This window comes from Neisseria sp. P0021.S007, assembly GCF_051956855.1.
The window spans coordinates 1-571 of record NZ_JBQCXA010000896.1 but is presented as its reverse complement, the minus strand read 5'-3'; the positions used below and the strand labels follow the sequence as shown (position 1 = coordinate 571).

At 48.5% G+C, this 571-nt stretch carries 1 protein-coding gene; it reads right to left on the bottom strand.

All coding sequences use genetic code 11. The features are described 5' to 3' along the window. On the bottom strand, nt 1-571 hold a 571-nt coding region (locus ACTHUR_RS16590; RefSeq protein WP_440399781.1), incomplete at both ends, for a lytic murein transglycosylase.

Below are 571 nucleotides of genomic sequence, written 5' to 3'. Positions count from 1 at the left end.
TATAATAGACATGCCCATCGCTTTGAAATCGGCAACGGTACGGTTCAAAGCCGTTTTCTCGTCAATGATGGCTTTCAAGTCAGGCGTAATCGTCAGATTGACGGGAACAATCATTTTACCGCCTGTTTTCCAGCCGTGCTGCTTCATATAATTGGCAACAGAGGCGGCAACGTCACCGATATTGTTCCAAATGTCGCGGTGTCCGTCGCCATCATAATCGACCGCCCATTTGCGATAGCTCGAAGGCATGAATTGCGGCATACCCATCGCGCCCGCATAACTGCCTTTGAAGTCAAAAACGTTCTCTTTTTCTTCTTTCGCCATCAGCAAAAGCTCAATCAGCTCGTTTTGGAAAAACTCAGCTCGGCGCGGATAATCAAAACCAAAGGTACTCAAAGCATCGGCAACACGGAAGCTGCCGGTATTTTTGCAGTAGTTGGTTTCAATACCGATAATCGCCACAATCAGCTCGGCAGGTACGCCATATTTGCGTGCCACATCATCGATAACGGCACGGTTGGCAGCGTAAAACTGTTTGCCGCCGTTGAATTTTGACGCACCAGAGTTGCCT